We start from the raw sequence: 15,394 nt of genomic DNA, 5'->3' as shown, positions 1-15,394 counted from the left end.
ATCCCTCCGGATGTGTTGATGCGTCAACCTCCAGTGCTGGGGAGGCGTGAGTGGTGGGGCGGGATGGCCCGGCGAGGCCTTGATCTACGGGCCGCGACGCGGGTCCTACCGGCGGCGCGGATGAAGGTTGTTGTCGATTGACAGCACCGCTTGCGGCAGCAGGCTCGGAGCCCGGGGGCCAGAAGCGCGCTCGGCCGGTATGTCGGGGAACGTGGGACCCGTTTGTGCAGGCAACTTACGGGATTACGGTCCTCACATCGGAAAAGCTGATCGGCCCCGACCCGCTTTCGCAGGTCGGGGCCGATCTTTGTGCGCCCGAAGGGATTCGAACCCCTAACCTTCTGATCCGTAGTCAGATGCTCTATCCGTTGAGCTACGGGCGCATGCTCGTATTCAGTTGTCGCCCGGATAACCGGGCGTGGCGGAGGCGAGAGGATTTGAACCTCCGGTCCCCGTGAAGGGACAACTCATTAGCAGTGAGTCCCATTCGGCCGCTCTGGCACGCCTCCTGGAGCCTTCTCTTCGAGGGCACCGGTCCTTTCGAACCGCCGAGCAGAAAGGCTACCCGAGCTTGGTGTGAAACTGCAAAACGGCTGGTTGATCAGCGAAGGTGGCTGTCGAACCAGTCGAAAATGCGGGTTTGTGAATCGATCAGTTCGTCGGCGTCCTCATCGTCGTTGCCCGGTTGGTCGGCCCGGTGCAGGAGGCGGGGATAGCTCACGACGAGACTCGCGACCGCCGCGCGGGCCGAGGCATCGCGGAGTTGCTCGACCTCGTCGGCGGGGGTGGTGGGTTCCGCGCCGAACAGGCCCAGCCACGGGGCTTGCAGGCGGGGGGCCGCGGTGACCAGGGCTTCGGCCTGGTCGGTCAGCGGGGCGGTGATACCGGGGGCGGCGACGCTGACCGCGGCGCCGATCGGGCGGTTGGTCGCGACCAGGAAAGCCGCGGTGCCGGCCGTATCGAAACCGAGGGCGCCGATGCAGTCGGGGAAGACCCCGCGATGAGTGAGCCAATCGAAGCAGGCATCGAAATCCTCGAACAGTTCGTCGCCGAACACCCCGGCCGAGGAGGCGGGGGCCCGGTGGAAAAGGTTCGGCGCGATCACCAGCCAGCCCTCGCCGGCGAGGGCGCGCATCAGTTCCAGCAACGTTCCGGTGAACTCCCGGGATTCGTGCAGCAGCACGATCCCGCCGCGTGCGTAACCCTCCGGTTCGATCACCGTGATGGGGACGTGTCCGCCGGTTTCGGGCCTGGTGGTGGCCGGTGTCGGTTCCTGGTCGCTTCCGGTGGCTTCCGGTTCGTGACGCCGCAACGGCGCAATATCGTCATAAGTGCCCGACATGTTCCCAGCGTAGGGCGATATCCCCGGAGCGGGAAGAACTGGCAGGTGAACAGCCCGAACGTGGCGCGATCGAGATCGGAACTAAGCTCATTACGTGACCGCGCACATCCGGCCGGACCTCGATTCCATTCCGGCGTACGTTCCCGGCCGCAGCCATCCCGGCGCGGTCAAACTGGCGAGCAACGAGACCACGATCGGTCCGTTGCCCGCCGCGAGCAAAGCCGTCGCCGAGGCGGTGGAGCTGGCCAACCGCTATCCGGACAATCAGTCCGGCGAACTGCGAGCAGCACTGGCGGAGTTCCTCGGCGTCCAGACCGCGAATATCGCGATCGGCTGCGGAAGTGTCGCGTTGTGCCAGGAGCTGGTGCAGATCACCTGCGCCGGCCCGGCCGACGAGGTGCTGTACGCCTGGCGTTCCTTCGAGGCGTATCCGATCATCACCCAGGTCGGTAACGCGACCGCGGTGACCGTACCGCTCACCGATCACGTGCACGATCTGGACGCGCTGGCCGCGGCGATCACCGAACGGACCCGGCTGGTGTTCGTCTGCAATCCGAACAACCCGACCGGAACCGCGGTGGGCAGGGCCGAGCTGGAACGGTTCCTGGACCGGGTGCCCGCCGATGTCCTGGTGGCCCTGGACGAGGCGTACTACGAGTATCTGCGGCTGCCGGAGGATCATCCGGACGGTGTGGAGCTCGGCCGGTCCCGGCCGAATGTGGTTGTGCTGCGCACCTTCTCGAAGGCGTACGGACTGGCCGGGCTGCGGGTCGGGTATGCGGTCGGCGCCCCGGAGGTGATCACGGCGCTGCTGAAGGTGCATATCCCGTTCAGCGTGAGCCGGGTGGCGCAGGCCGCGGCGATCGCCTCACTGCAATCCCGGCACGAACTGCTGGACCGTACCGAGGCGGTGATCGCCGAACGGGAGCGGATGCGCGACGCACTGCTGGCCGCGGGGTACCGGGTGCCGTCGAGCGAATCGAATTTCGTCTGGCTCGACCTGGGTGCGGTGACGATGGAATTCGCTGAGGCGAGTGCCGAAGCGGGGGTGCTGATCCGTCCGTTCGCGGGGGAGGGGGTGCGGGTCACTGCCGGTGACCCCCACGAGAACGACCTGTTCTTGGGGTTCGCCACCGCCGCGGAAACGGCCGCGCGTTTCGCGGGTGCTCAGCGGGGCGGTTCAGCCTAGGCCGAGCCCGTCGGAGACGGTGGGCCAGGACGCGACCAACTCGTCTGCCCAGTACGGCCATGAATGGGTGCCCTGCGGGCGGAAGTGGGCGGTGTAGTCGACACCGAGGGTGTCGAGGCGCTGGGCCAACCGGCGCGTGCAGAACTCGGTGGCGGCCTCCAGCGGGCCGCCCATCAACACGCTGACGGGTGTCTCCGGGTTGGTCAGCACATCGTGGACCCCCGGGTGCCCGCTGCCGGCGGACAGATACAGCTTCTTACCGCGCAATGCCGCCGCGTGCAGGGTCACATCGTGGGCCAGCCACGCGGGGTCGTCGGGGGTGCCGAACATGTTCTCGGGGTCGCCTTTGTAGGTCGAGATGACCATGCGGGCCTGTGCTTGGCCGAGGTCGGTGCCGGTCGAGAAGCATCCGCTGTACGCGCCGACGGCCGAATAGAGTTCCGGTTTCCGGATGGCCAGCATCATGGCCGCTTCGGCGCCCATGGACGTCCCGAGCACCGCGTTGCGGCCGTTCCCGGAGAATCGGGCGTCGAGCAGCGGCGGTAGTTCCTCGGTGAGGAAGGTTTCCCATTTGTTTACGCCCAGCACCGGGTCGGGGCGTTGCCAGTCGGTGTAGAAGCTGGCCGGGCCGCCGACGGTGAAGACCACGTTCACCGGTTTGTCGGCGTAGAACTGTGCGGCATTGCCGCGGTCGAGCCAGTTGTTGCTGTCGGGCTGGGTGCTGCGGCCGTCGAGCATGTACACGGTGGGGCGGGGTGCGGTGCGATCGGCCGGGAGCAGGACGAGTACCTGGACCGTGCGGTGCATGGCGGGGGAGTCGACGAAAACGCGCATCAGACGTTCGTGCACCGGTTCGACTCCCACGATGGCGGCCTGCGGCGCCGGTACCGGTTCGGCGGGTTCGACCGGACCGGGGTCCTCGGCGGAACCGGTGCCGGGGCGTGCGGGCGCGGCATGCAGTCCGTCCGGACCGGCCTGCGCCGCTCCGGGCGCGATCGCGCCGCACAGGGCGACGGCGCCCGATACGACGGCGGCGAGTCCGGCGCGATACCTCATGGCGCCCATACTGCCAGACCGGAGGGCAGGCGAAGCGGACCGAACGAGACCGGTTCAACCGCTCTGACCAGCGGTTTCGATGGTCTTGGCGCGGAATGGATCTCGTGCTGTGATGATCGACTCGCCGACGTGATCCATCCAGTCCGGGCAGGTCGGGCGGCTGCGGCCCCGGGGTCCACCCGGACGCGGCGGGCGTGCGCGATACGCAGAGTAATCTCGCTTCGGGAGCCGGACCGGATGGAGAGAGGACCTCGTGACGGGCGCGCGGATGGTGGGGCTTTTCGCCGGGATCGGGGGCCTGGAGCTCGGGCTGGCGGCGCACGGCTGGCACAGCACCGCGCTGTGTGAGATCGACCCCGGTGCGCAGGCGGTACTGGCGGCGCGTTTTCCCGACGCCGCACTGCACGCCGATATCACTCGATTGCGAGCGCTACCCGCGGAAACCGAACTGGTGGCCGCTGGTTTCCCGTGCCAGGACCTGTCGCAGGCAGGCCGGACGGCCGGTATCACCGGGACCCGGTCCAGCCTGGTCGATCACGTGTTCCGCCTGGTGCGCCGGCGCCGCGGGCCGCGCTGGTTGCTGATCGAGAATGTGCCGTTCATGCTGCAACTCGGCCGCGGGGCGGCGATGCGGCATATCACCGCCGCGCTCGACGATCTGGGCTATACCTGGGCGTACCGGGTGGTGGATGCCCGGGCGTTCGGTTTGCCGCAGCGGCGCAACCGGGTGCTCATGCTGGCTTCGCGGACCGAGGATCCGCGCACCGTACTGTTCGCGGACGACGCCGGTCCGCGGCTGCTGGGGGCGGTCGACAGCGATCCGTGCGGTTTCTACTGGACCGAGGGGGTGCGCGGTCTGGGCTGGGTGGTCAACGCGGTTCCCACGCTCAAGGGTGGGTCCGGGCTGGGTATTCCGAGCGCGCCCGCGGTGTTGCTGCCGTCCGGGGAGATCGTCACCCCGGGTATCACCGACGGGGAGCGGCTCCAGGGATTCGCCCCCGGCTGGACCGAACCGGCCCTGGCGGTGCCCGGATTCCGGCCCGGGCAACGCTGGAAGCTGGTGGGTAATGCGGTGAGTGTGCGGATGGCGTCCTGGGTGGGGTCGCGATTGCGGGAGCCAGGGGATCCGATTCCGGGGCATATTCCGCTGCCGCCCGGGAGTCCGTGGCCCGGTGCGGCCTGGGGGCATTCCGGCCAGGTGTTCGAGGTGCCGGTCTCGCCGTGGCCCGTGCACGAGCCCTATGAGGATCTGCGGTTCTTCCTCACCGACACCCGGTTGCTCTCCGCGCGGGCCACGGCAGGTTTCCTGCGGCGCACCGGGATGGGGAAGCTGCGGTTCCCGGCCGGTTTCCTAGACGATGTCCAGACACATCTGGACCGGATGGGTGGTTGGGCGGCATGACCGGTGATCCGGGCCGCGGCAGCCGGCGTCCGGCCACCGATCCGGTGACCAGCGCGCGGATGTCGCGGCAGCGGCGGGCGCATACCGAACCGGAGCTGGCGCTGCGGCGTGAACTGCACCGGCGCGGGATCCGGTACTTCGTGGATCGCGCGCCGATTCGCGGTCAACGGCGGCGGGCGGATCTGGTGTTTCCGCGGCGCCGGGTCGCGGTGTACGTCGACGGATGTTTCTGGCATCGCTGTCCGGATCACGCGACCGACCCGAAGAACAACGCGGACTGGTGGGCGGAGAAACTGGCCGGCAATGTCGCGCGGGACCGGGCGACGGACGCGGCTCTGGTCGCGGCGGGCTGGCAGGTGATCCGGGTCTGGGAACACGAGGACCCGGTGTGCGCGGCCGACAAGGTGCAGGCGGCGCTGGACCGTTGACCCGCTCGCCGTGTTACCGCGCCCATTAGTCTCGGTGGCGTGCCCAGCGATTTCATCGAAATTCTCACCAGGCGTATGGAAGCGGTCGTGGAGGCGACCGGAGATCTACTCGCGACCGTCGACACCCTGGACGATTCGGCGCTCGCGGCCGCGTCCGCGTTACCGGGCTGGACTCGGGGTCATGTGCTCGCGCATATTTCCCGTAACGCCGACAGTCTGGTCAATCTGCTGTTGTGGGCGCATACCGGGGTGGAGACGCCGCAGTACGCGAGTACGGCGCTGCGGGATGCCGATATCGAGTTGGGTGCGCCGCGCCCGCTCGCCGAACAGCGCACGGACCTTGTGGAGTCCGCGGACCGGTTGACGGGGATGGTTCAGGTGCTGACCGCGGAACAATGGCAGACCGAGGTCCGGACCAGGCAGGGGCGGCCGCTCACCGCGGACCGGATTCCCTGGATGCGGTTGCAGGAGTTGCGGATCCACCACGTGGATCTGGGCGCGGGCTACACACCTGCCCGATGGCCGGCGGATTTCGTGACGGAACTGCTCGCCGAGGTCGCCACCGATCTGGGTGGTCGCGAGCTCGAGCGGCCCTTCGAAATCAGCGCGACCGATACCGGTTTCGGCGCGGTCGTCGGTACCGGTGATCCGGACCGGACAGTGGCGGCGCCGGCCGCGTCACTGCTGGCCTGGCTGCTCGGTCGCGGTGCGGACGAGACTCTTCCCGAGGATCTGCCCGAGCTGCCCGCTTGGCGCTGACTCCGCTCGGATAAGAGAAAACCGGCCGGCGCCTGTAAAGCGCCGGCCGGTTGTTCTTCTCGTGGATCAGACCCCGGCGTGTTCCGCTTCGACAGCCGCGGGCTTCTCGCGCTCCTGCAACTCACGCAGTTTCGCACCCTCGACGTCGATATCCGGCAGGATCCGGTCCAGCCAAGCCGGCATCCACCAGGCCCATTTGCCCAGCAGCACCAGCAGTGACGGGATCAGCACCATCCGGACCAGGAAGGCGTCGAAGAAAACGCCCGCCGCCAGGGCGAAGCCCATGGACTTGGAGGTGATATCGGGCGAGAGCATGAAACCGCCGAAGACCGAGATCATGATGATGGCGGCCGCGGTGACCACGCGCGCTCCGTGGTGGTAGCCGCTGATCATCGCCTCCTTCGGATTCTTGCCGTGCACGTATTCCTCGCGCATCCGGGTCACCAGGAACACCTGGTAGTCCATCGCCAGACCGAACACCAGTCCGATCAGCACGATGGGCAGGAAGCTGATGATCGGATGGGTGTCCTTCACCAGGCCGAAGGCGCCCTCCTGGAAGATCAGCACCGTGACACCGAAGGTCGCGGCCATCGACAGCAGGAAGCCGAGTGCGGCGGTGAGCGGTACCAGGATGGACCGGAACACCAGCAGCAGCAGGACGAACGCGGCCGCCGCGACAATGGCCAGGTACGGGATGATGCTGGTCAGCAGGACGCTGTTCACATCCGCGTAGATGGCGGTCTGGCCGGTGATGCCGTACTCCATGCCGTACTGCGATTTCAGCGCGGCTTCGGCATCGCGGGCGTGTTCGACCAGGTCCTGGGTCTCGGCACTGTTCGGACCGGATTCGGGCACCACCTGGAACAGCGCTGCCCGACCGTCCTGGCTGGGCTGCGCGACGCTCAGGTAGTCGACACCCTCGTAGCCGGCCAGCTGGTCGCGCAGGGTGGACAGCGCGGCGGCGCGCTGATCCTCCGGGGTTCCGGACAGATCGACTGCCACCATCAGGGCGCCGTTCTTACCTTCGCCGAAGCCCTCGGTCTGCAGTTCGTAGGCCTTACGGACCGAGGAATCCTCCGGCATGCTGTCGCCGCCGGGCAGTCCCAGGTTCAGCTGGGTGGCCGGGGCGGCGAGCGCACCCAGCACGATCGCGCTGGCGATCAGCGTCAGCACCGGGACCCGGGCGATGATCCGGGCGAAACGCATCCCGTTGGTGACCGAGTTGTCGTCTTCGGGATCGTGTTTGGCCACCAGCGGGATCTTCGGCTTGAACAGTGCCTTGCCGAGCGCTCCGAGCAGGGCCGGCATCAGGGTGATGGCCGCGAGCACGGCGAATCCGGCAGCGATGGCGCCACCGATACCCATCGCGGTGAGGAAGCCGATACCCACGACGGACAGGCCGAGCAGGGCTATCACCACGGTGAGGCCGGCGAAGACAACCGCCGATCCGGCGGTGCCCACCGCGACACCCGCGGCCTCTTCCGGCGAGTCCTGGACGACCAGTTCGTGTTTGTACCTGGACACGATGAACAGGGCGTAGTCGATGGACAGTGCCAGGCCGATCATCGAAGCCAGGATCGGCGTGAACGTCGGGACCTCGGTCAGGGAGGTTCCGGTCAGGAGCAGGGCACCGGCACAGGCGACGCCGACGATTCCGGTGATGATCGGAACGAAGGCAGCGACGACGGCGCCGAAAGCGATGATCATGACGATCAGCGCGACCCCGATACCGATCATCTCGGACTGGCCGGATTCGGGCTGGGTCTGCGCGATGGCACCCGTCATCTCGACGGTGAGGCCGGCGTTGCGGCCCTCCTGGGCGATGGCTTCGGCCGCCTGCCGGTTCTCCTCGGTGATATCGGAGAAGGACGGCATCGTGAACTTCACGTCGACCACGGCGACCGTCTGCGGGTTCTGCTCGTTCAATACGTTCAGCGGGGCGCCGCCGCACAAACTCTTGAACTCGGGGGAGCTCTGCCCGTCGAGGCAGTTCGGCTCCGGCGCCGGCGGTGTCTCACCGGGCGCGAGGTTCGCCGCTGCCTGAGCCTGCTCCTTGGCGGCCTCCTGGCTCGCGGGCATCATCGAGGTCGCGGTGACCGGATTGACGACCGGTTCGGCGTGATCGACGATATCCATTTCGTTCAGCCGCTGGACCAGCGCGTCCAGTGCGGTCATATTGGGTTCGTCGGCCAGCGTGCCGTTCTGTGCGGCGATCACATATTGACCGTTGACGGCGTCGATGCTGAACATCGAGGCCATCTGCGGCATATGTTCCTCGAGGATGGCGGTGGCCCGCTCGGAGGGCAGCCCCGGCATTTCGAAGCTGTCCTGGAACGGCTTGGCCAGAGAGGCCGCCGCGCCGCCGAGCAAGACCAGTATCAGCGCCCATATGGGCAGCACTATCCACTTCCGGCGGAAAGCGAACTTTCCCCATCTGTACAGGAATACGGACACGAGGGATTTCTCCTAGGCCAGGCCGAGACGGTTTGGTCGTATGTGCTGTGACGAACTGACGGCCGGCGTCGCTTTCGCGGACCGGATTCCGCGGATGAGATCGTTGCCTCGATGCGCGAAATCGGCTGGACCCGCCTACACGGTGGACGCCATCTGTATCTACCGTACGGTAGGTAGACTACCGGCAGGTTAAACGGAGGAACAAACTCGACTTCCGGCGGCCGACCGGGCGCGACGCCGGGAGAACGAGAGGACCGAGCATGGCGAATCGGAGAGCTGACGACCACGTTACCGCAGGTCGAGACACCAAGCAGGCCATCCTCGATGCTGCTGTGCAACTGTTCGTCAGTAAAGGTTTCGAACAGACCAGCCTGCGCGAGATCGCGGATGCGGTGGGAATCACAAAGCCGTCTCTCTACTATCACTATTCCTCGAAACTCGACCTGCTGGTCGCCGTGATCAATCCACTGCTGGACGATCTGCGCGCGCTGGCCGACGAGGTCGAGGCGATGGCGGCACCCGACGCGGAAGGCCGCCGGACGGTGCTGCGCACCTATATCCGGGCCATGATCCGGCACCGGTCCGCCGGGGAGATGCTGGTGCGCAACGCGGTGGCCATCGTCAATGCCGTCGCCGACCAGTACCCCGTGATCGTCGATGCCAACAAGGTCCTGCGGAACTGGCTGGCCGGGCCCGAGCCCACACCGGTGCGGCTGTTGCGGGCGAGTGCGGCCATGGAGATTCTGACCGTCGCGCTGGTTTCGAACGAAGTAGCACCGGAGGCGGGGGATGATGTGGTGGAGTCGACGCTGCTGGACGCGGCGATCGCGGCTCTGCAACCGGACGTGCGATAGCACAGCGGAAAGGTCAGGTTCGTCGTGCACATCACCGCGAAGGTGGATCATGCCGTGCGCACACTGCTCGAGATCACGGCAGCCGATCAGGCCGTGGCAGTGAAAGCGGAAGCGATCGCGGCCGCCCAGCAGATCGCGCCCAAAGTTCTGGAGAGCGTGCTCGCCGATCTGCGTCGCGCCGCCCTGGTGACGAGCCGGCGCGGCCCCGACGGGGGATACCGGCTGGCTCGCCCGGCCGGCGATATCTCGATCGCCGATATCATCCGCGCGATCGAGGGGCCCCTCGCTTCGGTGCGTGGGCTGCGGCCCGAGGAGGTGCGGTATCCGGGTGCCGCCGAACCGTTGCAGCAAGTGTGGATCGCATTACGCGTGAATATCCGCGCGGTTCTGGAGAATGTCACCCTGGCCGATATCGCCTCCGGCGGACTGCCGGAATTCGTCGGAAACCTGACCGCCGACCCGGGCGCCTGGGCCCGCCGGGAACCCGGCGGTGATACTCCACCGGACCCACCGGAAATTATGGGGCGATCCGCAGGTCCAGACGGTAGCGTGCGGTCATCATGCTGATCCGACTGCTCCGTACATTTCTCGTCCCGTACCGGAAACAGCTGGCCGGGATCGTGGCGCTGCAGCTGATCTCGGTGATAGCCATGCTGTATCTGCCGAGCCTCAATGCCGACCTGATCGACGAAGGCATCACCAAGGGTGATATCGGCTACATCTGGACCGCCGGGCTGCGCATGCTGGCGGTATCGGGTGTCCAGATCGTCGCGTCCGCGTCCTCGGTGCTGCTGGCCGCGCAGGCCGCGATGGGCACCGGCCGGGACCTGCGTGCGGCGCTGCTGCACCGGGTGAACACCTTCTCGGCCCGGGAGGTCGGGGTGTTCGGCGCACCCTCGCTGATCACCCGCAATACCAACGATGTGCAGCAGGTGCAGTTGCTCGTCGTGATGGCTTCCACCGTGGCGGTGATGGCCCCGATCATGTGCGTCGGCGGCATCTTCATGGCTTTGCGCGAAGACCTCGGGCTTTCCTGGTTGCTGCTGATCGCGGTGCCGGCCCTGGCGTTGAGCATGGGGCTGATCATCGCCCGGATGGTGCCCGCGTTCCGCCTGATGCAGACCCGCCTCGACGAGGTCAACCGGGTATTGCGCGAGCAGATCACCGGTATCCGGGTGGTCCGCGCCTTCGTCCGTGAGCGGCTCGAGGTCTGGCGCTTCGGAGTGGCCAACACCGAACTCACCGATATCTCGGTCCGGGTGGGCCGGCTGATGGCGCTGATGTTCCCGACAGTCATGTTGATCAGCAACGTGACCTCGGTCGCCGTGATCTGGTTCGGCGGGAAAGCGATCGACGCCGGCGATATGCAGATCGGATCGCTGACCGCGCTGCTCTCCTACATCATGCAGATCCTGATGGCGGTCATGATGGCCTCGTTCCTGGCCATGATGGCGCCACGGGCGGCGGTCTCGGGGGACCGGATCGCGGAGGTGCTGGATACCGAATCGTCGGTGCGTTCACCGGAGAAACCACAGCCGTTCCAGGGCGACCCGGCCCAGGTGTGGGTGCGGGACGCCGGGTTCAGCTACCCGGGCGCGGATCAGCCGGTGCTGCGCGGTATCGACTTCCGGGTGGAACCGGGGCAGACCACCGCGATCGTGGGGTCGACAGGCGCGGGGAAGACAACCCTGCTGAACCTGATCCCGCGGCTCATGGACGCCACCGAAGGCGCGGTGCTGCTCGGCGGTACCGATGTGCGCGAGCTCGACCTGAACGAACTGCGCTCCCGGATCGGTCTGGTACCGCAGAAGGGATACCTGTTCTCCGGCACCGTGGCGAGCAATCTGCGCTACGGCGACCCGGAGGCCACCGACGAGGAATTGTGGCGTTGCCTGGAGATCGCCCAGGCCGCGGATTTCGTCCGTGCCATGCCGCAGGGGCTGGACACACCGGTCGCGCAGGGCGGCACCACCGTATCGGGCGGGCAGCGGCAGCGGCTGGCCATCGCCCGGGCCCTGGTGCGGTCGCCCCGGGTGTATCTGTTCGACGACTCGTTCTCCGCACTCGACGTCGCCACCGACGCGCGGCTGCGCGAAGCGTTGCGCCCGGAGATCGCGAACGCCGCGGTGATCATCGTGGCGCAGCGGATCGCCACCATCCGCGATGCCGACCAGATCGTGGTGCTGGAGGACGGTGCGATGGTCGGTATCGGAACACATGACCAGCTGGTTCGCGACTGCGCGGAATACCGCGAGATCGTCGAATCCCAGCTGAGTGTGGAGGAAGCGCGATGATGCGTAGTTGCTGCGGCGTCCGCGGACCGCGGGTATTCGCTCCCGAGGAGGCTCGATGAGACCAGGGATGCCGGGTGCTCCTGACGCGAAACCCAGATCGTTCAAATCGTCGATGAAGCGGCTGGCCGGCCGGCTCGCGCCCGAACGGGTGCGGGTGACGGTGGTCGTCGCGCTCGGTGTCGTCTCGGTGGTGCTCAATATCGCCGGGCCGTACCTGCTCGGCAAGGCCACCAACCTGATCTTCGACGGTGTGGTCGGACGGCAACTGCCCGCCGGGGTGAGCAAAGACGACGCCATCGCGGGATTGCGGGCGCAGGGGCAGGACACCTTCGCCGACATGCTGTCCGGGATGGATGTCGTGCCGGGCGTCGGGATCGACTTCACGGCCGTCGGCCGGGTGCTCATCCTGGTTCTCGTGCTCTACGCGGGCGCGGCGCTGTTCGGCTGGTTACAGGCCTACCTGCTCAACGATCTGATCAACCGGACCATCAAACGGTTGCGCGCCGAGGTGGAGGACAAGATCCACCGGCTGCCGCTGAGCTACTTCGATTCCGCACCGCGCGGTGATGTGCTCAGCCGGGTCACCAACGATGTGGACAATATCTCGCAGAGCCTGCAGCAGACGATGAGTCAGCTGTTGATCTCCGTGCTCACCGTGCTCGGCATTCTCGGGATGATGTTCTGGATTTCGTGGCTGCTCGCGCTGATCGCCCTGCTCACCGTGCCCGCGGTGATCGTGGTGACGGCGCAGATCGCCAAACGGTCCAAACCGCATTTCGGGGACCAGTGGAAGTACACCGGCCTGGTCAACGCCCAGGTGGAGGAGGCCTACACGGGGCATGAGGTGGTCACGGCGTTCGGTCGCAGCCGCCAGGTGGGTGCCGAATTCGACGAGCGCAACGAGCACCTGTACCAGTCCAGTTTCAAGGCGCAGTTCATCTCGGGGCTGATCATGCCCTCCTCGATGTTCCTGGGGAACCTGAACTACGTGCTGGTCGCCTTGATCGGTGGCCTGCGCGTGGCCTCCGGACAGCTGTCACTGGGCGAGGTGCAGGCGTTCATCCAGTACTCGCGCCAGTTCAGCCAGCCGCTGACCCAGATCGGTGCCATGGCGAATCTGCTGCAATCGGGGGTGGCGTCGGCGGAACGGATCTTCGAGATCCTCGATGCCGATGAACAGAGCCCGGACCCGGCGCAGGAGATCACCCGGCCGCCCGAGCGCGGACGGGTCGAATTCGCCGGCGTCTCGTTCCGGTACAAACCGGAGCAACCGGTAATCGACGACCTCTCGCTGATCGCCGAGCCGGGGCATGTGGTGGCGATAGTCGGGCCCACGGGCGCCGGAAAAACCACGCTGGTCAACCTGCTGCTGCGGTTCTACGAACTGGATTCCGGCACGATCAGTATCGACGGGATCGATACCACCGATCTCAGCCGGGACCAGTTGCGCTCCCGGATCGGAATGGTCCTACAGGACACCTGGCTGTTCAAGGGCACGATCCGGGAGAACATCGCCTACGGCGACCCGGAGGCGAGCGAGGACGAGATCCTGGCAGCGGCCCGGGCCGCCTATGTGGACCGGTTCGTCCACTCGCTGCCCGCCGGGTACGACACCGTGATCGACGAAGAGGGCACCGGTGTCAGCGCCGGGGAGAAACAGTTGATCACCATCGCGCGCGCATTCCTCGCCAAACCCACGATCCTGGTATTGGACGAGGCCACCAGTTCGGTGGATACCCGGACGGAACTGCTGGTGCAGCACGCCACCGCGGAACTGCGCCGGGACCGGACCAGTTTCGTGATCGCCCACCGGCTCTCCACCATCCGCGACGCCGACCTCATCGTGGTGATGGAGGACGGCCATATCGTCGAACAGGGCACCCACGAGGGGCTGCTGGAACGGCAGGCGGCGTACTACCGGCTCTACAGTTCGCAGTTCGCGGCGGCCGCGGTCGAGGCCTGAGCGAGTCAGGCCCCATGGATACAGCCTGACCCGCCACCTGCAAGGATGGCGGGCGTGTCCGACAGCGCCGGTTTCTCGTTCAGCATCGGTACCCGCCTGGATGGGCGGCACGGGCGGACGGGGGTGATCCGGACTCCGCACGGTACGGTCGCCACGCCCGCGTTCATCCCGGTGGGAACCAAGGCCACGGTGAAGGCGGTGCTCCCCGAAGCGATGGGCGATCTCGGGGCCCAGGCGCTGCTCGCCAACGCCTACCACCTGTACCTGCAGCCGGGCCCGGATATCGTCGACGAGGCCGGTGGCCTGGCCGCTTTCATGAACTGGCCCGGACCCACCTTCACCGACAGCGGTGGTTTCCAGGTGATGTCGCTGGGCGTCGGGTTCAAGAAGGTGCTGGCGATGGAAACCGTCGACATACAGAACGACGATGTGATCGCCAAAGGTAAGGAACGACTGGCCACCGTCGACGACGAAGGGGTCACCTTCCGGTCGCATCTGAACGGGTCGAAGCACCGGTTCACCCCCGAGGTGTCCATGGGGATCCAGCATCAGCTCGGGGCGGACATCATGTTCGCTTTCGATGAGCTCACGACACTGATGAACACCCGTGGCTACCAGGAGAAATCGGTGCAGCGCACGCATCAGTGGGCGCAGCGGTGTATCGACGAGCACGAACTTCTCACGGCCACCCGCACACACCGGCCGTATCAGGCGCTGTTCGCGGTGGTTCAGGGTGCGCAGTACGAAGACCTTCGACGCAAGGCATCACGCGAGCTCGCCGAGATACGCGGCGCCGAGGGAAGCGGATTCGACGGATACGGGATCGGCGGTGCGCTGGAGAAACACAACCTGGGCACGATCGTCGGCTGGTGCTGCGACGAACTGCCCGAGGACAAACCGCGCCATATGCTGGGTATCAGCGAGCCTGAGGATATGTTCGCCGCGATCGAGGCGGGCGCGGACACTTTCGACTGCGTCAACCCGTCCCGGGTGGGTCGCAACGGTGGGATCTATGTGGAGGGGGGTCGCTTCAATATCGATACGCTGCGGTTCAAACGGGATTTCACGCCGATCGACGAAACGTGTGATTGCTACACCTGCGGGAATTACACGCGTGCCTATATCCACCACCTGTTCAAGGCCAAGGAGATGCTGGCCTCGACGCTGTGCACCATTCACAACGAGCGGTTCACGATCCGGCTGGTCGACCGGATCCGGGCGAGTATCGACGGTGGGTATTTCGAGGAATTCCGGGCTGAGGCGCTGGGGCGTTGGAAGGGGCGGATCACGGCGCCGTGAGATGTGTTTCGGGGTCGGGGCAGGCCTGTCATCGTTGTTGTCGGGGCATCCGTGAAGGGGCGAGGCTGTAGTTCTCGGTGCACCGGCTTACCTGGTTGAGGCTCTGTTGAATGTGTAACCGGAGCTGACCGTCCGTGAAGGGGCGGGCTGTATTTTTGGAGGCGCTCCGCGCCTCGAGGGCGGGGCCCTATTAACCCGGTTCTTCACTCCCGGCGGTCGGTCGCTGCGCTCCCTCCCTCTGGTCGCTCCAGAACCGGGCGGGCCCCGCCCGCAAAGGTGATCCATCCGGGCACGACTTTGGGGGGATGCGTACCTGGTGGGCCCGGCACTCGGGAATGTGCCGCGTGTTCGCTG

At 66.6% G+C, this 15,394-nt stretch carries 12 protein-coding genes and 2 tRNA genes; 9 read left to right on the top strand and 5 right to left on the bottom strand.

Annotated elements, in window-relative coordinates:
* Positions 1-310: 310 nt before the first annotated feature.
* From ABZ827_RS25205 to ABZ827_RS25195, 3 genes are all read right to left on the bottom strand, one after another.
* Positions 311-383 (bottom strand) — tRNA-Arg (locus ABZ827_RS25205).
* A 36-nt stretch (positions 384-419) separates the two neighbouring features.
* A tRNA-Ser gene (locus ABZ827_RS25200) sits at positions 420-509 on the bottom strand.
* 92 nt (positions 510-601) lie between these two features.
* Positions 602-1,342: a dienelactone hydrolase family protein gene (locus tag ABZ827_RS25195; RefSeq protein ID WP_357241294.1), complete on the bottom strand. Its 741-nt coding sequence runs from the start codon at positions 1,340-1,342 to the stop codon at positions 602-604.
* Between the two features lie 94 nt (positions 1,343-1,436).
* On the opposite strand from ABZ827_RS25195, the gene hisC reads away from it, so the two are divergent.
* Positions 1,437-2,531, top strand: coding sequence for a histidinol-phosphate transaminase (hisC, locus tag ABZ827_RS25190; RefSeq protein WP_357241291.1), 1,095 nt, complete (start codon positions 1,437-1,439; stop codon positions 2,529-2,531).
* Here hisC and ABZ827_RS25185 read toward each other — a convergent pair.
* The gene (locus tag ABZ827_RS25185; RefSeq protein ID WP_357241288.1) at positions 2,523-3,587 is read right to left on the bottom strand and encodes an alpha/beta hydrolase family protein; all 1,065 of its coding nucleotides are present in this window, start codon (positions 3,585-3,587) and stop codon (positions 2,523-2,525) included. The two genes, hisC and ABZ827_RS25185, sit on opposite strands and share 9 nt — an antisense overlap.
* A gap of 268 nt (positions 3,588-3,855) precedes the next feature.
* Here ABZ827_RS25185 and dcm point away from each other — a divergent pair, with 268 nt between their 5' ends.
* The 3 genes from dcm to ABZ827_RS25170 are packed head-to-tail and all read left to right on the top strand — an operon-like array spanning position 3,856 to position 6,176.
* Positions 3,856-4,989, top strand: a complete 1,134-nt coding sequence (dcm, locus tag ABZ827_RS25180) for a DNA (cytosine-5-)-methyltransferase (RefSeq protein WP_357241438.1) — start codon at positions 3,856-3,858, stop codon at positions 4,987-4,989.
* Complete coding sequence (locus ABZ827_RS25175) at positions 4,986-5,417, top strand: very short patch repair endonuclease (protein ID WP_357241285.1); 432 nt, start codon at positions 4,986-4,988, stop codon at positions 5,415-5,417. Before dcm ends, ABZ827_RS25175 begins: the two co-directional genes overlap by 4 nt.
* 39 nt (positions 5,418-5,456) lie before the next feature.
* Positions 5,457-6,176 carry a maleylpyruvate isomerase family mycothiol-dependent enzyme gene (locus ABZ827_RS25170; RefSeq protein ID WP_357241282.1) on the top strand — a complete coding sequence of 240 codons (720 nt, stop codon included), beginning with the start codon at positions 5,457-5,459 and terminating at the stop codon, positions 6,174-6,176.
* A 66-nt stretch (positions 6,177-6,242) separates the two neighbouring features.
* Here ABZ827_RS25170 and ABZ827_RS25165 read toward each other — a convergent pair whose 3' ends face one another.
* A complete protein-coding gene (locus ABZ827_RS25165) occupies positions 6,243-8,630 on the bottom strand; it encodes an MMPL family transporter (protein ID WP_357241279.1) in 2,388 nt (795 codons plus the stop codon).
* Between the two features lie 260 nt (positions 8,631-8,890).
* Here ABZ827_RS25165 and ABZ827_RS25160 point away from each other — a divergent pair, with 260 nt between their 5' ends.
* The 5 genes from ABZ827_RS25160 to tgt are packed head-to-tail and all read left to right on the top strand — an operon-like array spanning position 8,891 to position 15,040.
* Positions 8,891-9,484, top strand: coding sequence for a helix-turn-helix domain-containing protein (locus ABZ827_RS25160; protein ID WP_357241276.1), 594 nt, complete (start codon positions 8,891-8,893; stop codon positions 9,482-9,484).
* 24 nt (positions 9,485-9,508) lie between these two features.
* Positions 9,509-10,051, top strand: a complete 543-nt coding sequence (locus ABZ827_RS25155) for an Rrf2 family transcriptional regulator (RefSeq protein ID WP_357241273.1) — start codon at positions 9,509-9,511, stop codon at positions 10,049-10,051.
* A complete protein-coding gene (locus ABZ827_RS25150) occupies positions 10,045-11,778 on the top strand; it encodes an ABC transporter ATP-binding protein (RefSeq protein ID WP_357241270.1) in 1,734 nt (577 codons plus the stop codon). Before ABZ827_RS25155 ends, ABZ827_RS25150 begins: the two co-directional genes overlap by 7 nt.
* A gap of 55 nt (positions 11,779-11,833) precedes the next feature.
* Positions 11,834-13,741 (top strand): ABC transporter ATP-binding protein, encoded by a 1,908-nt coding sequence (locus ABZ827_RS25145; RefSeq protein WP_357241267.1) that lies wholly within the window; start codon positions 11,834-11,836, stop codon positions 13,739-13,741.
* A gap of 45 nt (positions 13,742-13,786) precedes the next feature.
* Entirely contained in the window at positions 13,787-15,040 is a 1,254-nt protein-coding gene (tgt, locus tag ABZ827_RS25140; RefSeq protein ID WP_357241264.1) for a tRNA guanosine(34) transglycosylase Tgt, read from the top strand.
* The last annotated feature ends 354 nt before the right edge of the window (positions 15,041-15,394 follow it).

It is taken from the genome of Nocardia sp. NPDC019395 (assembly GCF_040632335.1).
In the GTDB taxonomy this organism is placed as follows: domain Bacteria; phylum Actinomycetota; class Actinomycetes; order Mycobacteriales; family Mycobacteriaceae; genus Nocardia.
This window is presented reverse-complemented; position numbering and strand designations above follow the sequence as displayed.